Annotated in this window: 4 protein-coding genes; 1 reads left to right on the top strand and 3 read right to left on the bottom strand. The window is 69.6% G+C overall.

The features are described 5' to 3' along the window. Nucleotides 1-11 precede the first annotated feature (11 nt). The gene (locus tag AC2VNT_RS15195) at nt 12-239 is read right to left on the bottom strand and encodes an antitoxin (protein WP_486947647.1); all 228 of its coding nucleotides are present in this window, start codon (nt 237-239) and stop codon (nt 12-14) included. A 28-nt stretch (nt 240-267) separates the two neighbouring features. Here AC2VNT_RS15195 and AC2VNT_RS15190 point away from each other — a divergent pair, with 28 nt between their 5' ends. Continuing rightward, a complete protein-coding gene (locus AC2VNT_RS15190) occupies nt 268-492 on the top strand; it encodes a hypothetical protein (RefSeq protein ID WP_486947646.1) in 225 nt (74 codons plus the stop codon). A 1-nt stretch (nt 493) separates the two neighbouring features. Here AC2VNT_RS15190 and AC2VNT_RS15185 read toward each other — a convergent pair whose 3' ends face one another. Both AC2VNT_RS15185 and AC2VNT_RS15180 read right to left on the bottom strand, forming a co-directional pair. Beyond that, on the bottom strand, nt 494-1,336 hold the full coding sequence (locus AC2VNT_RS15185) for a patatin-like phospholipase family protein (RefSeq protein ID WP_486947645.1): 843 nt from the start codon (nt 1,334-1,336) through the stop codon (nt 494-496). A gap of 63 nt (nt 1,337-1,399) precedes the next feature. Then, nucleotides 1,400-2,126, bottom strand: a 727-nt coding sequence (locus tag AC2VNT_RS15180; protein ID WP_486947644.1) for a pyridoxal-phosphate dependent enzyme, incomplete at its 5' end; no start/stop codon positions are given.

Below are 2,126 nucleotides of genomic sequence, written 5' to 3'. Positions count from 1 at the left end.
GAGCAACGTCGTCACTCGGCGTCCTCCAGCGACCGGACGTCCTCTGAGGTCACCACGGTGCCCAGTCGAATCACCGGCAGCCCGGTGACCGGGCTTCGCCGGACGGCGACCGCCTCGCCTTCACCCAGGCCACGCCGCATCAGGTCGGCGACCGTCTCGCTGAGCGTACGGTGCGTATCCCGGGCAATTGCCTGTGCCTGACGATGCAGGTCGTCGGGGAGATCCACCGTCGTTCGCATCAATGCATCATATCATCAACGCATCGTGATGATGCTGACGGCTGCGGAGGTGGAGCCATCGCCCTGGTTGATCGAAGAGCTGCCCCGACTCACCGCCCGCGGGCGGGTCTGGCACACCCCGGAGCTCGTCGACGCGACGGCCGCGGCCCGCACCCGGGCTCGTCTGCAGGAGCTTCCGGTCGCCAATCTGCTTCCCGGACACGGTCGTCCGGTGCACTCCAGCGGTGTCGTCTGGCCGGCGCAACGCCGCTGACTCAGTGCCGGTGCGGGGCGAGCAGCACCGCCTGGCCGGTGCCACACGGCCCCGCCAACCACCGGCTGGTCTCTCGGTGTGCCTGTTCGATCAACTCGGCACCGTGCGAGAAGTCGATCGGCGCGACGTGCAACGGGAAGAGCGGCGGCGCCACCCGCAGGTCGACGGTGGCTTCGAACCGGTCGATGTCGACCGCCAGCCGATGGTTGATGGCCAGGGTGAGGGCATGCAGCGTCATCGCCAGCACGCCCCGCGGTGGGTCCGCCAGCGAACACGCGTAGCCGGTCGGCAGCACATAGATCAGGTCGGCGCCCAGCTCGACGGCGTGGGAGATCGGGGTGTTGTTGACGATACCGCCGTCCATCAGGTCCCGGCCGTCGATCTTCACCGGCGGCAGCACCGCGGGGATCGCCGCACTGGCCGCGATCGCGGTGACCGCGTCCCCGGACGAGATCAGCACGTCCTTGCCGGAGAGCACGTCGGTGGCCACCACGTGCAGCGGGATCGGTGCGTCCTCCAGCCGGGAGAACTGCAGGTGCCGGCGGAGCAGCCGGCGCAGACCGGTGCCGGGCACCAGGTTGCGTCGCTCCCCCACAAAGCCCAGCAGGCCGGCCAGCGGCCGGAGCGGGAAGACGTCGCCTCGCGAGATCGACCGCCAGACGCCGACCAGCTCGGTGATACCCGCGGCGTCCGCCCGGGAGGCGACCCAGCCGCCGTTGACCGCGCCGACCGACGTTGCCACGATGAAGTCGGGTTCGATTCCGGCATCGGCCAGCGCCAGCAGCATCCCGACCTGGATCGAACCGAGGCTGGCTCCGCCGGAGAGGACGAACGCCGTGGTCATCGGGTGTGGTCACCGAGAGAGATTGGCATGCAGCCATTTTCCCACAGCGCCTGATGGCACTCCTCAGAGCAGATACCGGTACGCCGGCGATCCGGGTGCCAGGCGTTCGGCGTTGATGTCCGAGGCGTCCATCCGGGCGAGCAGTTGGTCCAGGTCCGCCGCCGACCCCAGTTCGACGCCGACCAGCGCCTCACCGGTCTCTCGGTTGTTGCGTTTGACGTACTCGAACAAGGTGATGTCGTCGCCTTCCCCGAGTATCTCGTTGAGGAACCGGCGCAGCGCGCCGGGCTCCTGCGGGAAGTCGACCAGGAAGTAGTGCTTGAGGCCCAGGTGCACCAGCGACCGCTCCAGCACTTCGCCGTAGCGGGAGACGTCGTTGTTGCCGCCGGAGATCAGGCAGACCACGGTCGAGCCGGGCGCCACCAGCTCAGAGTCGGCCTCCAGCAGGCCGGCCACCGACAGCGCGCCGGCCGGTTCGGCGATGATCCCCTCGTTCTGGTACAGGTCGAGCATCGCGGTGCAGACGGCGCCCTCGTCGACGGCGGTCACCGACACCATGTCGCCGGCCGCGGCCAGCGTGGCGTAGGGATGTTCGCCGGCGCACTTCACCGCCGCGCCGTCGACGAACTGGTCGACGTGATCCAGGGTGACCAGATCACCGGCGGCCAGCGCGGCCAGCATCGCCGCCGCACCGGCCGGCTCCACCCCCAGCACCGCGGTGTGGCGGGTGCGCTCGGCCAGATAGCTGGTGATCCCGGAGATGCAGCCGCCGCCACCGACCGGGACGATC

It is taken from the genome of Mycobacterium sp. TH-M15 (assembly GCF_057473705.1).
The sequence above is the reverse complement of the archived record's forward strand: the minus strand, read 5'-3'. Positions and strand labels throughout refer to the sequence as shown.